Source organism: Streptomyces sp. NBC_00569 (genome assembly GCF_036345255.1).
Taxonomy (GTDB): domain Bacteria; phylum Actinomycetota; class Actinomycetes; order Streptomycetales; family Streptomycetaceae; genus Streptomyces.
On record NZ_CP107783.1, the window covers coordinates 1,184,436 to 1,203,650 of the forward strand.

Annotated in this window: 20 protein-coding genes; 10 read left to right on the plus strand and 10 right to left on the minus strand. The window is 68.8% G+C overall.

All coding sequences use genetic code 11. The annotated features are described in order from the left end of the window. Positions 1-40 precede the first annotated feature (40 nt). Positions 41-1,132, plus strand: a complete 1,092-nt coding sequence (locus OHO83_RS05535) for an Lrp/AsnC family transcriptional regulator (RefSeq protein ID WP_330278826.1) — start codon at positions 41-43, stop codon at positions 1,130-1,132. 606 nt (positions 1,133-1,738) lie between these two features. On the opposite strand, the gene OHO83_RS05540 is transcribed toward OHO83_RS05535, so the two are convergent. Further along, complete coding sequence (locus OHO83_RS05540) at positions 1,739-1,906, minus strand: hypothetical protein (RefSeq protein WP_330278827.1); 168 nt, start codon at positions 1,904-1,906, stop codon at positions 1,739-1,741. 4 nt (positions 1,907-1,910) lie between these two features. Beyond that, positions 1,911-2,303 (minus strand): hypothetical protein, encoded by a 393-nt coding sequence (locus OHO83_RS05545; RefSeq protein WP_330278828.1) that lies wholly within the window; start codon positions 2,301-2,303, stop codon positions 1,911-1,913. A gap of 144 nt (positions 2,304-2,447) precedes the next feature. On the opposite strand from OHO83_RS05545, the gene OHO83_RS05550 reads away from it, so the two are divergent. Then, positions 2,448-2,684, plus strand: coding sequence for a hypothetical protein (locus tag OHO83_RS05550; RefSeq protein WP_330278829.1), 237 nt, complete (start codon positions 2,448-2,450; stop codon positions 2,682-2,684). A gap of 15 nt (positions 2,685-2,699) precedes the next feature. On the opposite strand, the gene OHO83_RS05555 is transcribed toward OHO83_RS05550, so the two are convergent. Beyond that, a complete protein-coding gene (locus OHO83_RS05555; protein WP_330278830.1) occupies positions 2,700-2,906 on the minus strand; it encodes a hypothetical protein in 207 nt (68 codons plus the stop codon). Between the two features lie 91 nt (positions 2,907-2,997). Further along, positions 2,998-4,626 (minus strand): hypothetical protein, encoded by a 1,629-nt coding sequence (locus tag OHO83_RS05560; RefSeq protein WP_330278831.1) that lies wholly within the window; start codon positions 4,624-4,626, stop codon positions 2,998-3,000. Between the two features lie 527 nt (positions 4,627-5,153). Between OHO83_RS05560 and OHO83_RS05565 the strand changes: the two genes are divergently transcribed. Together OHO83_RS05565 and OHO83_RS05570 are read left to right on the plus strand one after the other, a co-directional pair. Next, the gene (locus tag OHO83_RS05565) at positions 5,154-5,459 is read left to right on the plus strand and encodes a transposase (protein ID WP_330278832.1); all 306 of its coding nucleotides are present in this window, start codon (positions 5,154-5,156) and stop codon (positions 5,457-5,459) included. Continuing rightward, positions 5,456-6,349 carry an IS3 family transposase gene (locus OHO83_RS05570; protein ID WP_330278833.1) on the plus strand — a complete coding sequence of 298 codons (894 nt, stop codon included), beginning with the start codon at positions 5,456-5,458 and terminating at the stop codon, positions 6,347-6,349. The genes OHO83_RS05565 and OHO83_RS05570 overlap by 4 nt, the downstream gene beginning before the upstream one ends. A 38-nt stretch (positions 6,350-6,387) precedes the next feature. Here the strand turns inward: OHO83_RS05570 and OHO83_RS05575 are convergent, their stop codons facing one another. The 3 genes from OHO83_RS05575 to OHO83_RS05585 form a co-directional block, all read right to left on the minus strand. Next, positions 6,388-7,221: a shikimate dehydrogenase family protein gene (locus OHO83_RS05575; RefSeq protein ID WP_266678308.1), complete on the minus strand. Its 834-nt coding sequence runs from the start codon at positions 7,219-7,221 to the stop codon at positions 6,388-6,390. A gap of 126 nt (positions 7,222-7,347) precedes the next feature. Then, positions 7,348-7,905 (minus strand): AAA family ATPase, encoded by a 558-nt coding sequence (locus OHO83_RS05580; protein WP_266678306.1) that lies wholly within the window; start codon positions 7,903-7,905, stop codon positions 7,348-7,350. Next, positions 7,902-8,549, minus strand: a complete 648-nt coding sequence (locus OHO83_RS05585) for a bifunctional 4-hydroxy-2-oxoglutarate aldolase/2-dehydro-3-deoxy-phosphogluconate aldolase (protein WP_330278834.1) — start codon at positions 8,547-8,549, stop codon at positions 7,902-7,904. The genes OHO83_RS05580 and OHO83_RS05585 overlap by 4 nt, the downstream gene beginning before the upstream one ends. Before the next feature lie 242 nt (positions 8,550-8,791). Here OHO83_RS05585 and OHO83_RS05590 point away from each other — a divergent pair, with 242 nt between their 5' ends. From OHO83_RS05590 to OHO83_RS05615, 6 genes are all read left to right on the plus strand, one after another. Further along, positions 8,792-9,772, plus strand: coding sequence for a Gfo/Idh/MocA family protein (locus OHO83_RS05590; RefSeq protein ID WP_266678302.1), 981 nt, complete (start codon positions 8,792-8,794; stop codon positions 9,770-9,772). Beyond that, the gene (locus tag OHO83_RS05595) at positions 9,765-10,748 is read left to right on the plus strand and encodes a LacI family DNA-binding transcriptional regulator (RefSeq protein ID WP_266678300.1); all 984 of its coding nucleotides are present in this window, start codon (positions 9,765-9,767) and stop codon (positions 10,746-10,748) included. The genes OHO83_RS05590 and OHO83_RS05595 overlap by 8 nt, the downstream gene beginning before the upstream one ends. Beyond that, positions 10,745-11,317: a VOC family protein gene (locus OHO83_RS05600; protein ID WP_266678299.1), complete on the plus strand. Its 573-nt coding sequence runs from the start codon at positions 10,745-10,747 to the stop codon at positions 11,315-11,317. Before OHO83_RS05595 ends, OHO83_RS05600 begins: the two co-directional genes overlap by 4 nt. Positions 11,318-11,319: 2 nt before the next feature. After that, a complete protein-coding gene (locus OHO83_RS05605; RefSeq protein WP_330278835.1) occupies positions 11,320-12,225 on the plus strand; it encodes a sugar phosphate isomerase/epimerase family protein in 906 nt (301 codons plus the stop codon). Continuing rightward, positions 12,222-13,223 carry a Gfo/Idh/MocA family protein gene (locus OHO83_RS05610; protein ID WP_266678295.1) on the plus strand — a complete coding sequence of 334 codons (1,002 nt, stop codon included), beginning with the start codon at positions 12,222-12,224 and terminating at the stop codon, positions 13,221-13,223. Before OHO83_RS05605 ends, OHO83_RS05610 begins: the two co-directional genes overlap by 4 nt. Positions 13,224-13,405: 182 nt before the next feature. Further along, positions 13,406-14,653 (plus strand): MFS transporter, encoded by a 1,248-nt coding sequence (locus OHO83_RS05615; RefSeq protein WP_266678293.1) that lies wholly within the window; start codon positions 13,406-13,408, stop codon positions 14,651-14,653. Positions 14,654-15,571: 918 nt separating this feature from the next. Here OHO83_RS05615 and OHO83_RS05620 read toward each other — a convergent pair. The 3 genes from OHO83_RS05620 to OHO83_RS05630 form a co-directional block, all read right to left on the minus strand. Next, positions 15,572-17,047, minus strand: coding sequence for a neuraminidase (sialidase) (locus OHO83_RS05620; RefSeq protein ID WP_330278836.1), 1,476 nt, complete (start codon positions 17,045-17,047; stop codon positions 15,572-15,574). Between the two features lie 674 nt (positions 17,048-17,721). Further along, positions 17,722-17,928, minus strand: coding sequence for a hypothetical protein (locus OHO83_RS05625; protein WP_330278837.1), 207 nt, complete (start codon positions 17,926-17,928; stop codon positions 17,722-17,724). 354 nt (positions 17,929-18,282) lie between these two features. Next, positions 18,283-18,558 carry a hypothetical protein gene (locus tag OHO83_RS05630; protein ID WP_329432354.1) on the minus strand — a complete coding sequence of 92 codons (276 nt, stop codon included), beginning with the start codon at positions 18,556-18,558 and terminating at the stop codon, positions 18,283-18,285. Positions 18,559-19,215 lie beyond the last annotated feature (657 nt).

Below are 19,215 nucleotides of genomic sequence, written 5' to 3' on the forward strand. Positions count from 1 at the left end.
GGGTTGGGCATTGGCCGGAAGTGCCCCTACGATCCGGTCCGTGACAGGAATCCCTGGAGAATTGCAGGAAAACATCTCGGGAGGAGCCACAGTCCCTGATTCCCGCGGGACCGGCGGGGCTGCTCCGTTCTCCGAGTTGGACCTGGCCCTCGTCGACGCGCTCCAGGCCGCTCCCCGGGCACCGTGGTCCCGGATCGGCCGGGCCCTCGGCGTGGACGCGACCACGGCGGCCCGCCGCTGGGAACGGCTGCGCGCGGGCGGTCTGGCCTGGGTCAGCGCGTACGACTCCGCGAAGGCGACGACCGTCGCCTACGTCGAGGTCAGGTGCCGGCCCCGGGCCGTGGAATCCGCCGGCGCCGCCCTGGCCGACATGCCCTGGGTCTTCAGCGTCGACGAGACGGCCGGCGAATTCGATCTCCTCGCGTCGGTCGTCGCCGCCGACCTGCCCTCCCTCGGCCGCTCGGTGCACAGCCTGATCGGCGGCCTGAGAGGCGTACGGTCCACCCGCACACGCCTCGGCATCACCCTGTACAGCGAAGGCGGCGACTGGCGCATGCGGGCCATGGAACCGTCCGGTGACGCGGAACTCTCCGCTCCGCGCACCTCGCACCCGGTCGCGTACAGCGCCCACATGCACCACCGGCCGCCGCCCGAGGACCAGGCCCTCCTGGAAGCCCTCGGCCGTGACGGACGCCTCGGCTACACCGACCTGGGCACCGCGACCGGCATGAGCGAACACACCGCCCGCCGCCGGCTCCAGCGGATGATCCGGGACCGGGACATCACCTTCCGCTGCGACCTCGCCCACCCCCTCGCCGGGCTGTCGACCGTCGTGCTCTACCGCACCGCGGTCCCGCACACCCACCTCGAAGCCACGGGCAACGCGCTGGGCCGACGGGAAGAGGTCCGCCTGGCCGTGTCCGTCAGCGGCTCCGACAACCTCCTCGTCATGGTCTGGCTGCGCGGCCTGCACGCCATCGACCCCTTCGAGGCGCACCTCGCGGATCGCTTCCCGCACCTGAAGGTCAGCGACCGCACCGTTTTCCTCCACTCCCGCAAACGCATGGGCCGCCTCCTCGACACCACCGGCCGCGCCGTCGGGCACGTCCCCTTCTCCTTGCCGCAGGTCTGACCCCGGCACGTGCCACGCCTCGCGCTCTCGCCGGCCTGCCTGGCGAGAGCCGTTCGCGTCAGTGCGCGCCGTACGGCGACGGGAAGCGCCGGTTGCGCGTGTCGCACACGACCCATGATCGCCTTCATGAGCCTCTTCCTCGTCGCGGCTCCGGACGGTTATGTTCGGAGTTCTGGTGAGCTACTCGGCACAGAAACTCGGGTTTTTCCAGAACCTCAAGTCGGTTGCCTGGAGCCCCGTTGCGCTCCAGGCAACCCGACACGGGGAACCACCTTCCGCGATCAACAAGGTGCCTCACGTCACCATCCGGCCTCGAAATGACTCGCTCCCGGACCAGCCGCGGACCGAACCTGTCGGTGAGCGCGCACACCAGCCTGAAAAGGCCGTGCGTTTGGGTTCGGACCAGCGGGCGAGGCGCCCACGACTTCACGGTCGATGTCGCCTACCGACCCATGTGGGAGAACAAGGTAGTGCGCCTCACACCACTCGTGACGACGGACCCGGACGATCAACAACCAAATCCGAGGCCCGTCCTTGGCGACGCCCGATTTCGTGGCGGCGCCGATCCGGGGCCTAGCTCGTACGTGATGCGCCGGACGCGGGCCTTCAGGTCCTTCTCCAGTCCTCGGGCAGCTCCCACGCGAAGTGGACGCACGTCGGCAACCCGACGTCGTCGAGCTCGCAGTCCTCGGGCCACAACGGGAAGTGGAACCCCGGGTCGTGGGTGCGCAGCAGGGCCCAGCGGTTCGACGGCTCCCACGCCAGCGCGTACACCCCGTCACCGCTGCATGCGCAGCGCCAGCAGTTCCTTGTCCGCCCACTCCTCCAGCCGCTGCCGCGCCTCGGCCGCGGCCTTCGCCTCCGACGCGGCGTCGTCGTCCTGGGCGTGCTCGGTACCGGGCACGATGACGGTCTGCTCGGCGCCGAGAAGGCAGCCGACCATCGCGTCGATCAGCTTCACGGGATCGCCCAACTCGCGGCACCCCCAGGCATCTTCGTTGCCCGTGGCTGCCGCACCGAGGTGCCCGGCATGATTCCTGTAGTAGGCCGTGGCCGTCTTGTACGCGGCCGGCCGGCGCAGATCCTCGTCCGGCGCCCACGACTGGGCGAGCCCGGAGAGCGGGCCACCTGGGTGATGCGGATTCGCCTCTCCGTCCAGTAGTTGAGCCACGACCAGGCGTCGATCAGCACGTCGCGGATGCGCACCAGCAGCCTCCGGGGGCGGACGGGCCCCCGCGCCGCAGATCAAGAGCATGGGCTTGAACCGACATCTCTTGCCAAGGTGATTTGAACGTGTTCAAATATCTGCCCACGGATGACCTCGAAGCTCTTGCATGCGTCGAGGCAGGGACAGTTGGGGGAAGCTGTGGCCTCGGGCGCTGGCTACGTCGTCTTGGCGGCGTACATGTTGCACCTGCCACTCATGACGCCGTTCTGCATTCTGATCGGGGTGAAGGTGTCCGCCAGAATGGGCTGGCTGTTTTCGGCGGGCTTGATCTTCTTGCCCCTAGCCCTGCTGTTCAGCTTCGTGATCGCCGGCGTCACCGCCTAGGGCTCGGCCCAGTCACTACGGCGTGATGCCCTCCGGCGCGCTCACGCAGCCGTCGACGAACGGCTCTTTCCCGTCGTCGCCGAGGTCGTCCTGCCGACGCTCGACGTCCCACCGCTCCTCGCGGTCCTCCCGGCTCGGATGCCGTGCCTCCACGACACCTGCCGCTCTGCGCTGCTTGAGCAGCTCGCTCGGCGGAGAACTCCGCCATCCGCGTGACCGCACACGGAGCCTTCTGCCCTGGACAGGACGGGTTCCCGGACCGTGGGCAGCCGGGAAACAGCCCGCCCACCCCCAAGGCTTCCTGATCAAGAGTTCACGGACAGGTTCTGGCGTCCCACGCGACCGGAACTTCGGGTGCAGGGAGAGCTCCCCCGTCTGCACGCGTCCTGATCAGCCGCCCCTCCACCGTGCCGATCACCAGGTCCCCGTCCGGACCTGCGCTCAGGCAAGTCGGTGTGTAGAGGTGCCCGCTGAGGGTGAGCGCCCTCCGCCGTACCACCGTGCCTTCCTCTGCTCGCAGCGTGAGCAGCTCGCAGGCCCCGGCTCCGGTCACGGCGTGGACGAGACCGCCGTGCACGTCGACCCCGGTCACCCGCGCGTCGAAACGGTGGACCCAGGCCACAGCACCGTCCGGGTAAGCGCGACGTACGAGGTAGGTGCCGTCGCGCGCCGTGCACGTGTGGACAAGCCCCTGTCCGGCGTCGTCGTCGACGTATGCGGCGGGACCGCCGCGCAGGTGAGGGCCGAGTGCCTCGTGCCAGGCGAGCGGGAACAACTTCTCGACCCCGTTGGGGTCGGCCCGCACGACCCACTTCTCCAACAGTTCCGTCCTTACCTCCCCGCCGCCGACGCCGTAGAGGAAAAGCAGATGGGGCGAACGTCGCACGGTGAAGTCGTAGGAACTGTCGCTCTCCCCCAATGCCAGGGTGGCCAGCTGTCGCCCGGACGGCGTGAGCACGACGCTGTCGTACGGCGGCCAGCGCGGCCCGGGGAACAGCTCCCGTGAGTCCCTGGCCACCCAGGCACCATCCGTGCGCGCAGCGATGGCAACCGGAAAGTCGAGGCGGCTCTCGGCGAGTTGGGCACCGTCGGTGAGGGCGAACCGGCACAGCAGTGTGCGCCGGTCGCTGCTGTCGCCCACCAGGACGGTGATCCACGCGCTCTCCTCGTCCGGGGTGACGTACACCCGACAGCCGTTGCGTTGCCGCTGGCTGTCAGGCACCGGCACCGACCACTGCGGAGTACCGTCCGGCGACCAGCACTCCAGTAGGACCCCGCTCTGCGCCGCAGCAAGAATCCGGCCGTCCCGCAGCACCTCCACGACGGCCACCCCCGGCCGCCGGGCCCAGGCGCGGCCACGCTCGGCGGCGATGCCGGCAAGGTACCGCTGAGGTTGGTCGATGTCCGGTCCTTTGATGCCGCTCCAGTCGACCTCCACCGGCACCTGCGGCGAGGAGACCAGCGCGGCGAGCACGTCGGCGGTAACGTCCTGCCAATCGGGGCGCTCGACGACAGATCGCGTGTACGTCACCCGGCCCAGGTCTTCGTAGTCGACAACCGGCCGAGCGAACGTCACCTCCAGGCGGCACGCATCCCGCCAGCGCAGGGCGCTGACACCTGCCCCGGCGACGGCCACGTCAGTGCGGCGCCGCGTCTCCGGCTCGTACAGGAGCAACCCGCCCCGCAGTTCGAACTCGTCGCCCTCCTCCGTCCCCACGGCGAGCACGGGCAAGGCCGGATGGAAGGCGAGCCCTTCGATGCCCTGCTCCAGCACAATCTGGTCCCACAAAGCGAGATCGCTCGTCCGGTAGACCGCGATCCGGCCACCGTCGCCGCGTCCGCTCGCGTAACAACTGACGGCGATCCAGCGGCCGTCCGCACTCACGTCGGTCGTGAATGGGTGGCCGATCTCGGGGAACGGGTCGTCGGGTATCAGACGCATCGCAGGAGCGTATCGGCCGACGAACCCTGGTGAGCGGTCCAGTCGCTGCCACTGTCCCCTATGAGCTGGACCTTAGAGGAGATGACCGCCTGTCCCGCGACATTCTCGTCATCCCGGGCGATGTCCTCGGCCGGGCCTGCCGGGCCGGCCTGCTCCCCATGGAGCCGTCAGCCCATCTGGTCCTCGGCGGACAGGCAATCCAGCCAAGATCCGGACCGGGCGTGGACCAACTGGACTTCCCATCAAGCGATATCGCCCGTTACCGCAGGTCAGGCGCCAAAGAGGCCCTGTACCGCAAGGAGACGAAGAACGTTTTGGTTTCGTACAGCCCGAAGAAACTTGGGTTCTTCTAGAGCCTCAAGTTGGGTGCCTGGAGGGAGCTTCCCCTTCCAGGCACCCACAGGGCGCAGCCACTATCCGTGACCGTGCAGCAACCTTACGGACCCGTTCACTGCGAATCTGAAGCTTCCCCTTGATGCTGGACATCTGGAGACTGGGACGTGAGGTTCCAGAGGAAGTAGTGCCAGGTGGGAAGCAAGAGCAACCGCAGTAGGCGGTACACGGAGGAGTTCAAGCGCGATGCGATCGCGCTCGTCCGGTCCTCCGGCAGGTCCGTCACCGAGGTGGCCCGGGAACTCGGCGTCAGTGCCGAAGGGCTGCGCAACTGGGCTAAGCAGGATCAGGTCGACCCGGGCCAGGGGGCGCCGGGCGAGCTGACGACGGCCGAGCGAGAGGAGTTGCGCCGACTGCGCAAGCTGGCCCGCGAGCAGGCCGAAACGATCGAGGTACTGCGACAAGCGGCGGTCTTCTTCGCGAAGGAGAGCGATCGATGACCGCGGTGTACGCGTTCATCGAGGCGGAGAAGACCACCCACAACGTTGCTCTGCTGTGCCGGCTCTTGCAGGTGGTCCGGTCCTCGTTTTACGCCTGGCGGGCCGGCGAACAGGCCCGGCGGGCCAAGCAGGCCGCCGACGACGCCCTGGCCCACGAAATCACCGTGCTGCACATCGCCTCCCGGCGCACTTATGGCGTCCCGCGGATCCACGCCGGGCTGCGTCGGCTGGGACATCGGGTCAACCACAAGCGCATCGAACGGGTCATGCGTGAGCGACGCATCATGGGGGTCACCCGTCGTCGGCGACGAGGCCTGACCCGTCCGGCGAAGAGGGCCGTGCCCGCTGTGGACCTGCTCGGCCGCGACTTCACGGCCACCGCGCCCGGCATGAGGCTGGTCGGCGACATCACCTTCATCGCCACCGCCGAGGGATGGCTCTATTTGGCGACCTGGCTGGACCTGGCCACACGCGAGATCGTCGGCTACTCGATGGCCGACCACCACCGGGCAACTCTGGTCGTCGACGCACTGGCCATGGCCGCCGGACGGGGCCGGCTGCGGCCGGGCTGCATCGCGCGCTCCGATCGCGGCAGCGAGTACACGTCCGAGGAACTCCGGGGCCAAATACGCAAGTTGGGACTGCGGCAGAGCGTGGGCCGGACCGGCTCGTGCTTCGACAACGCCGCCGCCGAGTCCTTCTTCGCGGTGCTGAAGGAAGAGATCGGCACCCGCACGTGGCCTGACCGGGCCACCGCCCGAGCCGAGATCTTCGCCTTCATCGAAACCTTTTACAACCGCAAGCGGCTACGGAAACATCCGGGCTGGGGCTACCTGACCCCGCTGGAGATCCGACAGCGACACGAACAAGGTCACGCCCTCGTGGCGTAAGCATTGAGTGTCCAGCATCAAGGGGAAAGTTCACCCGCTCACGACGGCAACTGCGCAGTAACCCGCAACTCATCGGCCGTGGCAGCACCGAAGCCGAAGAACTTCAGAAGCGGCGGAATCATCTCGAACAGCATGTCAGTACCCCCCTGGATGGTGCAGCCCCTCTCCTGCGCCGCCCGTAGGAAGGGAGTGACCTCGGTCTTGTTCACCACGTCCACGACGAACGAATCGGGCGCGATCCGATCAACGTCGACCGGCAGTGGGTCGCCCTCCCTCATCCCGATCGGGGTGGCGTTGACGACCAGGTCGTAGCCCTCGGGATCCATCGATCCCAAGGCGACCTTCACGTCGGGGTAGTGCTCGCCGATGCGCTGGGCGAGCGACTCGGACGCGGCCGTATTCGGATCGAACAGTCCGATCCCGGCCAGCCCGGTACCGGCCAGCGAGGCCGCGATCGCTGAACCGACGCCTCCGTTGCCGACCACGAGCGCGCGTTTCCCCGACGGGTCGAACCCCTTGCGCAACACACCACGGATGAACCCCGCGCCGTCGAACTGATCGGCGAGAAGCCGCCCGTCCTCCCGCAGCAGGACCGCGTTAGCCGCGCCGGCGATCCTGGCGGTCGGGCTGATCTCGTCCACCAGCTCCAGGGTGGTCACCTTGTGCGGCATGGTGACGAGCGCACCGCGGATGTTCGTGAGCCTGAAGACCGACCGGAAGAATTGCGGGTAGTCCGTGTCCTTGACCCCCATAGGGACGACGACCGCGTCGACACCGTTCTTCTCGAACCAAGGGTTGTAGATCAGCGGCGACTTGAACGTGTAGGTGGGGTACCCCATGTGTGCGATGAGCGACGTCGTTCCGCTGATCATCGTTTCTCCTTCTTCGGTGATTCGATTCCCGTCCTGGAGCCTTCCGGTCCGGTACTGGCGCCTTCCGGCACACCGGCGGCGGCGTCGCCCACGGCCGCAGCCACCTCGCCCGACCCGCCACCCGTACTACGCCCGCAGGGACAATCCAGCCTCGTCCGCGTCGTTGGAGAACTCCCGCAGACGCACACCCGCCCAGGCACACGCCTGTCCCCCGTGCTCGGCCCAGTACTCCTCCCAATGGGCAAGCTTCCAGCGATCGCGCTCAAGGCCGCGCTCCCGTAGGCGTTGCTGCAGTGTCTCGGGAGAGACACGGACGCGGATCACCTCAATGTCGACAGGCGGCCAGTCGAAGCGCTCCGCGGCCTTCGTGATGAAGTCGGGATCGGAGAGGTACGGGCTGAACGGCGCGTCGATGACCACGGCGCGGCCGATGCGCAGGTTGGCCCCGGCCATGTCGAGGAGCGAGTCGTACTCAAGAGGCACGATGTGTTCCAAGTAGTACGCGTTCGACTCGCGGTCGCCCGGGTCGTAGCCGGCCGCTTGCAGGGCCGCCTCGACGAAGCGGGCGCTCATCGCGTCCTTGTCTAGGTAGGCGGCGGCGTACTCGCGTGCGAGACGGCGGGCGACCGTGGACTTCCCGGAGCCGGCCGTACCGATGACGATGCGGAGGGTCGTCCCGGTCATCGGCGTGCATCCTGCACCGCTGCCAGAAAATCGCGGGCCGCGGCGGTGACCCGGGTGAAGTCGCCGTCAGGTTGCCACGCCTTGGTGACAGCGCTGCCCACGCCGACGCTGGTGACGCCCGCCGCGAACCACTCCGCGACGTTCTCCTTCGTCACGCCGCCGGCGGGCATGATCGGCAGATGCGCCAGGGGCGCCAGCACGGCCTTGGCGTAGGGCATGCCGGCGTTCTCCGTCGGGAACAGCTTGAGGATGTCCGCTCCCGCCTCCGCCGATTCGAGCAGTTCGGTCGGCGTGAACGCGCCACTGACCGTGGGTACCTGGTAGCGGTTCGCGACGCGGATCATCTCGGAGTTGAGCTGCGGGCTGACCAGGAACGCCGCACCGGCGCGGATGCACTCGTACGCGGCGTGGCCGTCGAGCACGGTCCCGGCCCCCACCGCGATGCCCTCGGACGCGTACTGCCCGGCCAATCTGCGCACGAGGTCCACCGCCCCCGGTATGGACAGCGTGATCTCGAGCGCCCGGAACCCGCCCTCGATCGCGGCGTGCGCGACGCGCTCCGCGGTGTCCGGATCCGGCAGGCGAACGATGAGGACGGCACCGGACTCGTCGATCGTCCGGAGCGTCCGCAGCTTGGTGAACATCGGTGTCCTCTCAGCGGAAGAGATCCATTGACAGGACCTTCTCACCCTCCCTACGTTGAATGCAATCGATCTCAGCAACCGATCTCAGCAATCGATCTCATTGGGGATCCGCAGATGGATTTTCTCGAGCCACGGGCTCAGGCAGGCACCCGCTCCGCCCGCACAGCCGCTCCACAGACCGGCGTCAGCGATGACGTCGGCGATGGCTTCAGCGCCGCACACGAGCCCTGTCCGGCGGGGTCATGAGCGGCGCGCGCACCATCGTCGTCGGTGCGTCCCACTGGCACGTGCCTCTCTACGCGGAGGCGATCGCCGCGGTTCACGACGTCGTCGGGCTCTCGGACGAGGACCCCGGGCGCGTGGGTGACCTTGCCAAGCTGTGGGCCTGCCCGGTGGAGTCCGACTGGCGCCGGCTGCTGGAGCTGCGGGACATCGAGCTCGCGTACGTGTTCGGCCCGCACGACCGCATGCCCGAGGTATGCCGGGCGCTGATCGAGCGGGGCATCCCGTTCGTCGTCGAGAAGCCGCTCGGCACCTCGATCGACCAGCTGCGAGAGGTGCGGCGCGCCGCCGAGGAGGCACGCGTCCCGGCCACCGTCCCGCTGATTCAGCGCGACGGCCCCGCGGACCGCTGGCTCGCCAAGGCCGGGCGCCCGGTGTACCAGCGGCTGTCGTTCATCGCGGGTCCGCCGGAACGCTACGAGCGCAACGGCAACCCGTGGATGCTCGATCCCGAGCGCGCCGGCGGCGGCTGCCTGGCCAACCTGGGCCCGCATTTCACCGACCTGTTCTTGCAGCGCAGCGGGAACACGACCGCCGAGGTCGAGGCACGGCTGTCGTCCGCCCTGCACACCGGAACCGTCGAGGATCACGCGACCCTCCTCCTCACCGCCCCCGACGGGCGCGAGGCGATCATCGAGGTGGGGTACGCGTTCCCGGACTCGGGGCTGAAGCGTTACTGCAGCTACTCCTCCGCGGGCGAGGCCGGTTTCGCTTCCATCACCTCGGACGGAGAGGCCACGTTCACCACGCTCGACGGCCGCACCGAAAGGGCCGTCATCGACGTCGACAGCGACCCTCTGTACGCCCCCTTCGTACGGCAGGTCGCGCGCACGCTCGACGACGGCTTCCGCGGCCTGCCGACCCTCGGCGAGCTGCAGGACACCATGCGGATCATCTGGCACGCCTACGGCACCGGCTCACAAGGAGGACTTCATGGCTGATCCCAGCATCGATGCCGTCGCGAAGGCGGCGGGCGTGCACCGCTCCACGGTCTCCCGGGCCTTCTCCCGCCCAGAGGCGGTCAGGACGGAAACGCGGGAGCACATTCTGCGCGTCGCGGAGCAACTCGGGTACACCATGAGCCCGCTCGCCCAAGCGCTGCGGCGAAAGTCGAGCACGTTCGTCCCGCTGATCGTGCCGGACATCACCAATCCGTTCTTCGCCGAGCTCGCCAAGACGATGACCGAGGCCGCGGGGCAGCGCGGCTACCAGCTGATGCTCTGCGTCACCAACGGCGACACCGTGCAGACCGCCGGCTACCTGACCGCCATGCAGTCGCTGTACGCGCCGTTCGGCATCATCGCGCCCTCGACGCGGGTGGACATCGACACGCTGACAGAGATCGACTTCGGGCAGCGCATGGTCGTCATCGACCGCGTGGACGAGCACCCGACGGTGCCGACCGTCACCGTCGACAGCCGCCGGGGCATCGAGCTCGCCTTCGAGCACCTGCGCTCGCTCGGCCACCGCCGGATCGGCTACGTCTCGGGCATCGCGGGCACGCACACGGCACAGGACCGCATGGACGCCTACCGCGACCTGGCCGATGACCCGATCGTCCTCGACAGCGGGGCCGACACCGAGGCGGGCGAGCGTGCGGCCGCACAGTTCGTCGCCATGGACGACCGGCCCACGGCGATCATCGCGGCGAACGACATGGTCGCGTTCGGGGTGATCTCCGCACTCGCCGTCCAGGGCATCAGCGTCCCGGGCGACGTCTCGGTCATCGGTTTCGACGGGCTCAGCCTGGGAGCACGCTCCAACCCGGCTCTGACCACAATCAGCCAGCCCATCACCGACATGGGCAGCATCGCGATCGAACTCGCCGAAAAGAAGGCGGCGGACGGATCAGCCGGGCACGTCGTCCTGGAGCCGGAGCTGCTGGTGCGCGCCTCGACCGCCGGGCCGCGCTCATGAGCGCGCGCGGCGGATGCGAACTGACCCGCATCCCCGGTGTCCGCTACGCCGACCACATCGGGCTCACCGTCCCCGACCTGGAGGAGGCCGTCGCGTTCTTCGTCCAGGTGCTGGGAGCGGAGGAGCTCTACCGCTCCACCCGAGGTCCTGATGCGGAGTTCATGCCCGAGAACTTCGCGGTACCGCAGGACGCGAGCCTCACGCTGGCGATGCTGCGCATGCCTCCCAATCTCAACGTAGAGCTCTTCGAGTGGAACACCTCCGAGCGCCGCACCGAGCACCCGCGGCACAGCGACGCAGGCGGGCACCACCTGTGCTTCACCGTGGACGACGTCGACGAGGCCATTGCGGTGCTCCGCGGCGTCCCGGGTGTGCGCGTGCTCGGCGAGCGCAAAGAGGTCGCCGGCGACAGCCCCCGCGTCGCGGGCAATCGATGGACCTACTTCCTCACGCCGTGGGGGCTGCTCATGGAGATCGTCGACCGTTCGAGGGTGGCCGATCCGCCGTCCTTCGTCGGCCCCGCCGACTGGCGCACAGCAGAAAGCGACAACACCGGAAAGGACCAGTGAACATGCGGCTCGCAGCCCACACCCTCGGAACTCCGCAACAGACCGTCCCGGAGGCCCTCGCACTGTTCGCGGCGGCCGGACTCGACGCTGCCGAGGTCATCTACCAGGACGACTATCGCTCCGGGCTGCCGCTGGGCGATCGTCGCTCGGCCGAGGAGGCCCGGCGGGCCTCCGAGGACCTCGGAGTCCCGATCATCGGGCTCACGCCGTACACGACGGGGATCAACGCTCTTGACGGGAGCCAGTGGCGGACCGCCATCGACGAGTTCCGCGGCGCAATCGAGATCGCCCAGGTCGTAGGCGCCGACCGGCTCCGGGTGTACGCGGGAGCGTGGCATCCGGGCGACCAGGACCACGCAGCCCACTGGGACCGCCTCGTCGCGGCCCTGCGCACACTGGGTTCGGAAGCCTCGGACGCCGGAGTACGCCTCTGCGTCGAGAACCACTTCGGAACCATGACACAGTCGGCGGCCGACACGGCCCGGCTGGTGCGCGAAGTGAACAGCGATGCCGTACGGGTCCTCTACGACCAGGCCAATCTGACGTTCACGCACGACGAGGCGTACGAGGAAGCGCTGCGCGTTCAGGGCGACTTGATCGGCCACGTGCACGTGAAGGACCTCGTGTTCACCGACCCCGACGCGCCGTTCCACGCGGCGGAGACCGCCCGCGTCGCGGCGTCCGAGCGCGCGGTGCGCTCGCGCGTCGTCGGCGACGGCATCGTGCCCTGGAGCGACATCATCCCGTCCCTGTCCACGCTCGGCTACGACGACGCCCTCTCACTTGAGTACGAGTACCGGTGGCACCCCCAGGACCTGCCCGAGCCGGCGGTGGGCTTCAAACGGTCCGCGGAGGCCTTGCGCGCCTGCGTCGACCAGCCGGCCGCGGCAGTGGGGAGCGCACGATGAGCACTCGGGACAAGACCCGCGTCGGTGTCATCGGCGCGGGAAACATCGCCTCCATCGCGCAACTGCCCACGCTGGTCAAGCGCGAGGACGTGGAGCTCGCGGCGCTGGTGTCGCGCCGCCCGGATCCCGGACCACTGGTGCGACGCTGGGGCTTCGGCGCGGCCTACGGGACGGTCGAGGACATGCTCAAGGCCGAGGCCCTGGACGCGGTCTTCGTGCTGACGCCGCGTTCGGAGCATACCCCCGCCGTGGAGGCGTGCCTACGCAAGGACGTCGACGTGTTCTGCGAGAAGCCGCTCGTGCCGGCCGCCGATGAGGCCGAGCGCCTGGCCAACCTCGCCGACGAGCGCGGCCGCATCCTGATGGTGGACTTCAACCGCCGCTACGCCCCTGTGTACGCGGCCGGGCGCGAGGCCTTCGGCTCGTCCGGGGCCAGTTTCTGCGTCGCCCAGAAGAACCGGCCGGGCTCGGAGTACCGCGCGACGTTCGAGAACGCCATCCACATGGTCGACCTCTTGCGCTGGTACTGCGGCGGCGAGGCCGTCGAGGTGACCGCGCACGCCGCGGGCGACGACCTGTGGGAGGAGGACGGGGCCGCGGCGATCATCCGCTTCGACACCGGCAACACGGGCGTGCTGATGGCGGCGCGCACGGCCGGCGCCTGGAACGAGAAGCTCGACGCGTACGGCGCGGGGCGTTCCGCCGAGGTACGGGCACCGGAGTCCGTCGCGATCACCGTCGACGGCGTGACCACGACCCGGAACCTCAGTTCGGAGGCGTTCGGCTGGGCCACCGCCACCGAGACCCTCGGCTTCGCCGAAGCGGTGCACCACTTCCTCGACCGCCTGGCGGATCGCCGACCGCCCCTGACCTCCGGGCGTGACGCCGTCGCCACGCAGCGGCTGCTCGATCGCATCCTCGCGTCCGCGGGGCTGCCGACCAGCGAGCAAGAAGGCCGCCAGTGGGCAAGCCACGCCACGAATGCGGCTCAGCGCTGAGCTTGGCTCACCGAGCTTGAAGCTCCTCACATCTTTCCGGAGTCCTGAGACGTTTCCCCATCTCTCCGAGCAACACCTCACTCTGTAAGGGGAGTTCAATGACGAACTCAAAAGATGTGCTCAATAAGATGAACCCTTCCGAGCTTCCTGAAGCGGTCAGCCCCTCCCGTCGGCCTACCAATATGGCGGCAGGCACGATCGGCCACTTCGTGGAATGGTTCGACTGGTACATCTACGGACTACTGGCAGCGGTTTTTTCGGGACAGATCTTCCCAAGTCACTCGTCCTTCGCGTCTCTTGTCGCAGCGCTGCTCACCTATGCGATCGGGTTCGTGGTACGCCCGCTCAGTGGAATCATCATTTCCCCGCTGGCCGACCGCTACGGCCGACAGGTCGTACTGACCCTGTCCATCTCGGGGATGGCGCTCGGTTCCCTGATCATCGCCCTCACCCCGCCCTTCGCGATGATCAGCTACGCGGCGCCCGTTCTCTTCCTGCTCGCCCGCGTACTGCAAGGCGTTTCCGCCGGCAGCGAGATGCAGAGCGCCATCGCGTTCATGGTCGAGCACGCCCCACCGGACAAGAAGGGCCTGTTCGGTTCCTTCTCCAACATGGCGAGCGGTCTCGCGACCCTCGCGGCGACCGGCGCCGCCGCTATCGTCACCGCCGCGTTCGATCCGGACACGCTCGCCGCGTGGGGCTGGCGCATCCCCTTCCTCGTAGGCGGCATCATCGGCGTGGTCGGCCTCCTTCTGCGGGCCCGCGCCGACGAATCCCCCGAATTCGAGGCCAGTTCCGCCGTCGAGAAGAAGTCCGCACCCGGGCGTCTGAAGGCGCTGCTCCGCGAACACCCGAAGGCTCTGCTGCAGACGGCGGCGCTGTCCGCCCCGGCCGTGGCCTATTACACCTGGGCCACGTTCCTCCCCACCTACGCGAACCTGACCACGGGCCGGAACACGGCCTCCACGCTGGCCGGCAGCGTCATCGGACTCGCCCTGATGGTCATCATCGTGCCCGTCTGCGGCGCGCTCTCGGATCGGCTCGGCCGACGGAAGATCTTCCCAATCGTCGCGGCCATCGGCATGATCGTGCTCTTCTATCCCTTGCTTCTGCTGCTGAACCAGCCCGGATTCTGGGTCTACGTCCTGGTCTCGAGCTCCGGCTGGGTGGTTCTCGGCATCTGGCAGGCCGTCTACCCGACGATTCAGGCCGAACTCTTCCCGGCCTCCGTACGGGTGTCCGGCATCGGTTTCGCGCACCAGATCGTAACCGCCGTTTTCGGTGGCACTGCCCCACTGATCGCCGCCGCGTTCATCGGCGCGGGACATCCGATGTTCGTCGCGATCTACATGATCACCGTTGTCGCCCTCTCCCTGATCGTCTACTTCACGCTCCCGGAGACCGGTCGTAAGAGGCGACTGACGCCGTAACCCTGAATGCGTATGTTCAGGGGCCCCGGATGAGGGACGTGTTCGTGCACAACACACAGGGCTCCCGTGCCGTTGAGGGAGGCGATCCACGTCTCAATTCACCAGCACGGGCGCTCTGTTGCCCCGAATGAACGGGCAGTTCAACCGGAGAGGACGCGATGATCCTGTCCCCGTCTGACCTGACGCGGCTGCTGAAGGAACGCGGGGCTGGCTACCGAGCTCCACGGCCGCCCGACGCCGTTCGCCGAGCGGAGAGCCGGACCGAGAAGCAGAGAGCAGCAATCGTGAAATCTCAGTCGATCACGACGGATGGCGGCCGTCGGCCACGCATCACGGGGCTTCGACGCAGGGTAGAAGGCCAACGGCCTTCCGCCCCACACCTCGAGTCACCGCACCCACCAGCCCATGGCGGGCAACCGGCCATCAGAACACAAAAGATCCCAGCGGAGCGTCTCACCGCTCCATCGATATGCCTCTCCTCCGACAGGTCTTGACCTGCCCATTGGGGCACCTGGCACCCCATCAGAACGAGCGTCAAGATACTTCGCAGAGCGTCTTTTGAGCGTCAGAACATTGCCATGTCGTACCACTGGACTCGTGCCTCAGCGCCACGAACCACACCCCAAGATCCGGTCCAGCTGCGGACCAACTCGCCCTAACAGCAGACGATTCCCCTCTTTTCCGCAGGTCAGAGGCGACGGCGAGCGTGTACCACCAGCAGACGAAGAACCTCCTCGTCTCGTACTCGCCGAAGCGTCTCGGCTTCTTCTAGAAGCACGAGAGAAGGCGCCTGCCCTGGGAATGCGCCCGGCAGGCGCCTTTGGCTCGGTCGACCCGCTCCTGAACACCGTCCAGGAACTCGCCGTAGTGCCTGACCAGGACATTGACGCCGTGGCCGGCCGGCGGCGTCCGCGTCGGTCAGCGGGTGCGGAGACTGCTGGTGTACACGTCCGTACGGTTGTGTGGTGCGCCGGAGTTGGTCTCGGTGAGCACCGCCCGTACTCCCTTGCCGTCCGCCACCAGGCCTTGGTAGTCGCCGAGGAAGTAGCCCCCGGAGAAGGGCGCCTGGAGCCAGTCGAAGATCCGCGAGATCCGTCGCTCGGTCCGGAGCCTCGGGTTTCCGTGCGGCAGCGTGGCCAGTTGGTAGGCGGTGGGCAAGGTGGTGGTGTTGCCGGGCTTGAGGAAGCGCAGGTCGTAGTACATGAGCGCGACCGTGCCCCGCTTGTCGATCGCGATCGACGGAGAGAAGGCCGGTACGCTTTTCGGGCTGATCAGCTGCGGGGTCCCCCAGGTGCGTCCGCGGTCCGTGGACCGCACGAGCTGGACGGAGTCGAACTTTCCACCGGAGAAGTCCGAGCCCTCGTAGGCCATGTACAGGGTGCCCGTCCTGGGGTCGACGGCCGGACTGGGCAGGGTGGACCCGGCGCGCAGCAGCTTGGTGGGGTCGTTCGGGTCGACTTCCGGTACGGAGGTGTCCCGGGCCACGGTGACCGGGGCGCTCCAGGTCTTTCCGGCGTCGGTCGAGGTGACCATCGCGTAGTGGGCTTCGACGACGGTGCTCAGGTCGTCGGCCAAGGTGATCTGGTCGAAGAAGTCGTACAGGGTGCCGGTGCGCCGGTCGACGACGATCAGATGGCCGATGGTCTGCGTGTTGGGCACGGTGCTGGTGTCGACGAACTGCCGGGCCTTGCTCCAGGTGCGGCCGCCGTCGCGGGTGAGGGAGATGTAGCCCGGACCGTCGAGGGAGCTGGGACCGGGCGGGTCGTTGTCGAGGCGGTCCCAGACCTGGTAGGCGGTGCCCTTGCGAAGGGGGTCGGCGGTGAGTGAGGGCTTGTCGTTGAAGAACGGCTCCTCGTCGACGTGCGTGGTGGTGAGGTTCCGCCAGGTGCGACCGCCGTCGCGGGACGTGGCGGTCAGCAGGCCGCTGCGCGTGCTCCTCGTGAAGTCGACTCCCTCCCCGCCGGCGTAGACGGTGCCGTCGGGTCCCGTACTCACCCAGGGGTCGGTGGCCCGTTCGAAGTCCGCGCCGCCGGGGGCGCACAGGCTGAAGGGCAGTGTGCTCCGGTGAAAGGTGTGGCCGTCCGTCGTCCAGCCGGCCACCAGGCCACGCGCACCGCCGTCGTTCCAGCGGTCCTGCTGGAACACGGTGACCACGCGCTTCGGGTGACGCGGATCGACGGACAGGTACGGCTCGACCTCGGTGGCCGGGTAGACGACGCTGTCGGGGGACCTCGCGCCGATGGTGCAGTGCGCGTACGGGTCGCCGTGGGACACCTTGACCAGTGCTGTGCCGTCGGGTTTCCGGTCTGCTGCGGCGGTGGTCGCCGCGCCGGAGACCGTGCCGAGCAGGAGCGCGGCGGTGGTGACGGCGGTCAGGGGCAGGAAGACGCGCATGCGGGATCTCCTCCGGGCCTCGCGGCCGGGGTACGGGACCGCCGTCCTCGGGGCGGCACGGGGCGCGGAGGTGTACCGGAAGGGGGGTGGGGCGACTCCGCTTGATCCTTTTCGGCGTTGCAGCCGGTGCCCTTGATGGGCCGAACGACGGAGTCCTCACACGGGGGGGTCGTCGAGGAGCACGGCGGAGCCGACCGGCGGTGCACCGTGCCGGTCGGCTCCTTGGTCGTGCCGTTATGACGCCGTCTGAAAGGGCCCCGGAGAGAGCCGTGTGCGTGGTCTGTGGGCCGCGTGGCGGTTCGCGATGTCGGCGGGGTCAGCCTCGGCACAGACGGGATGGTGGAGCGGGATGACCTGCTGGACCTCTTCCCGGTGGGGCTGAGTGTGAGGCTGAGTCAGGTGCACCAGCCAGGATCCGAACGACCTCGTCGGTCACCGTATGACGACGTGGCCGAGGCCGTTCAGGACGGCGGCGAGCGCGGTGTTCATGACGTCGCGGACCGCATCGAAGCGATGACGGCCTTGGCTTCGAGGCGGTCGGCGACGGTCATCGCGAGTTCCGCGGTGTCGCGAGGGGGTGGGCGAGCCACCAAGGGGGGACCGGGTGCCGTCACGCCGTACGCACCGCGCCGGTTGCACCGGCCGGACTGGTCGCCAAGCCGTGCGCCGACTGATCAAGTGACGGCCTGCATGGTCCCGTCAGGCATCGTGCAGACGTAGCCGGCATAGGGGCGTGCCGTGACCTGTCCGCCGACGGCCGTGCACTCGTCCCTGGTGATGTTCGGAGACGAGGCGGCCTGAGCCCCGACAGCGCCGACGGCGCTCACGCCGGCAAAGGTTGCCGCGGCCAGGGCGAGGCCCAGGATTCTTCGCATGCGCATGACTTCCTCCTCCTCTCAGGCGCCTTCGTTCGGCCTTCGGGAAGGAGCACTGTCAGGACGATGGCGCCCTCCTTTTCAGCATGGGCGCTCCACATGAGGCCCGCTAGGCGAGCCGGACGCCGCGCCCGGGCAGTGACTGCACGGCCCCGGAGAGGCATGACGCCACCACCCTCGACCGACCGCATCGCTACGCCGCGTGCGCGTCGGTGAGCAGCGGGGCGACGTCGATGCGCCCGGCGCCGAGGCTGCCCACCGGGGCGCCGCGCTGTGTCCGGGCAGGCCGGGGTGGAGGGAGCCGACAGGCCGTACCTTGCCTTCGATCGTTACCGGCGGCCGGTGGCCGCGCGCGGTCCTCTAACGCGGTTCGTGAGCCGCCTCCCGGCAGGCACCGGTCGCGGCGCCGCCCGCCACTCCGGCCCCGGTCAGCCCGGTCACGCAACTCTGCAGGTCTCCGACCACGCCACGGCTGCAGGCCGCTGTGACGGCGCCGGAGTCGGTGGCACCGGCCTGTGCGGCCATCCGTGAGCAGGCGGGGATGTCCGCCCGGACCGCGGGGGCGGCGAGGACCGCGCCGCCGAGAGTGAGGGTCAGGCCGGTGAGGGCACCGGCGATACGGGTCGACGTGCGCATGGGACGCACCTGCCTTCCGGGTCGGTCGCGCGGTCCGTCCCGGCAGGCCGGATCCACGCGGTAACACCGCCTGGCGACGCTCGGTGAGTGGTGCCACTGGCCGGCGGGCTCACAGACTGGCCGCACGGTTCTGCGTTGCAGCCGTTGAGCCGCACCGGGACATGGTCACCAGGCCGAAGAAGATGGCCCCGGACCGAATGAGAAGCACTCGGACCTCCACTCGCGGGCCCCTCACTCCAGCGTCGCATCCTCTCCCCCGCCCGTCCTGGGCACCCGTGGGCGGTCGCGCTGAGTGACTGCGACCGTGCGCAGCAGCGCGGTGGCCGGTCGTCCGATCCGGCCAGGTGCTCGGACCGGACCGGCCCAGCGTCACGCCCGGCCGGTCCCCGCACACCGCCGGGCGAGACTCGGCCGGGGAAGCGGCCGGCCTTCGCTTCCCCGCGAAGTGCTGGGCCGCCCCTGCGGTGGCTTTCCACGGCGAGCGCCGATGGGAAGCCCGGGTGGCGCCGGGGAGAGTGAGGCCGGGCACGGCGGTGCGACCCATGCCGGTCTCCGGCATGCCGCCACACCGGACCGGGACGCCGTGGGTACGGGCGATGTCGCGGGTACTGCGGCCCTCCAGGCAGGCGCCGACGGCAGCGTCCCTCCCCAACATCC

Excerpts from the sequence above, each read along its gene's own strand:
- OHO83_RS05630 (WP_329432354.1), bottom strand. The coding sequence starts at position 18,558 with ATGCGCACGTCGACCCGTATCGCCGGTGCCCTCACCGGCCTGACCCTC.
- OHO83_RS05615 (WP_266678293.1), top strand. The coding sequence starts at position 13,406 with ATGGCGGCAGGCACGATCGGCCACTTCGTGGAATGGTTCGACTGGTAC.
- OHO83_RS05580 (WP_266678306.1), bottom strand. The coding sequence starts at position 7,905 with ATGACCGGGACGACCCTCCGCATCGTCATCGGTACGGCCGGCTCCGGG.
- OHO83_RS05590 (WP_266678302.1), top strand. The coding sequence starts at position 8,792 with ATGAGCGGCGCGCGCACCATCGTCGTCGGTGCGTCCCACTGGCACGTG.
- OHO83_RS05560 (WP_330278831.1), bottom strand. The coding sequence starts at position 4,626 with ATGCGTCTGATACCCGACGACCCGTTCCCCGAGATCGGCCACCCATTC.
- OHO83_RS05550 (WP_330278829.1), top strand. The coding sequence starts at position 2,448 with ATGACCTCGAAGCTCTTGCATGCGTCGAGGCAGGGACAGTTGGGGGAA.
- OHO83_RS05570 (WP_330278833.1), top strand. The coding sequence starts at position 5,456 with ATGACCGCGGTGTACGCGTTCATCGAGGCGGAGAAGACCACCCACAAC.
- OHO83_RS05610 (WP_266678295.1), top strand. The coding sequence starts at position 12,222 with ATGAGCACTCGGGACAAGACCCGCGTCGGTGTCATCGGCGCGGGAAAC.
- OHO83_RS05625 (WP_330278837.1), bottom strand. The coding sequence starts at position 17,928 with ATGCGCATGCGAAGAATCCTGGGCCTCGCCCTGGCCGCGGCAACCTTT.
- OHO83_RS05620 (WP_330278836.1), bottom strand. The coding sequence starts at position 17,047 with ATGCGCGTCTTCCTGCCCCTGACCGCCGTCACCACCGCCGCGCTCCTG.
- OHO83_RS05575 (WP_266678308.1), bottom strand. The coding sequence starts at position 7,221 with ATGATCAGCGGAACGACGTCGCTCATCGCACACATGGGGTACCCCACC.
- OHO83_RS05605 (WP_330278835.1), top strand. The coding sequence starts at position 11,320 with ATGCGGCTCGCAGCCCACACCCTCGGAACTCCGCAACAGACCGTCCCG.
- OHO83_RS05595 (WP_266678300.1), top strand. The coding sequence starts at position 9,765 with ATGGCTGATCCCAGCATCGATGCCGTCGCGAAGGCGGCGGGCGTGCAC.
- OHO83_RS05600 (WP_266678299.1), top strand. The coding sequence starts at position 10,745 with ATGAGCGCGCGCGGCGGATGCGAACTGACCCGCATCCCCGGTGTCCGC.
- OHO83_RS05585 (WP_330278834.1), bottom strand. The coding sequence starts at position 8,549 with ATGTTCACCAAGCTGCGGACGCTCCGGACGATCGACGAGTCCGGTGCC.